This window comes from Vibrio sp. 10N.222.55.C6 (assembly GCF_041473395.1).
Lineage (GTDB): Bacteria > Pseudomonadota > Gammaproteobacteria > Enterobacterales > Vibrionaceae > Vibrio > Vibrio crassostreae_C.
Genome location: NZ_JBFRSD010000986.1, coordinates 1 through 279, shown reverse-complemented (window position 1 = coordinate 279; position 279 = coordinate 1). Strand labels below are relative to the sequence as shown.

General features: G+C 37.3%; 1 protein-coding gene. It reads right to left on the bottom strand.

Features of this window, described 5'->3' with window-relative positions:
* The coding region (locus AB4486_RS27185) for a hypothetical protein (RefSeq protein ID WP_372119895.1) at positions 1-279 on the bottom strand (279 nt) is incomplete at both ends.

Here is a 279-nt window from a genome sequence, read left to right as displayed (position 1 = left end):
GTCTTATTTGAAAACTCAATGTTCCATTTTGTAAAGTTAGCTTTATTCTCTTGGTAGAAGCCACCATTTTTTAATGCCGAACGAATGTGGTTAATCGCATTCGACATGTCTGTATTGTCAATCTTCTTACCATCGAACAAAGCAGGATAGAAGTTCAGGTGAACACCTAGCTCTTGTTCATTAAGAACTTGCAGCGTGTCGATGGTTGGCACATTCATCACTGACGCATAAAAATCATTAAAATTAACAACTTGCTCTGAACAATCGACAAATATTCCC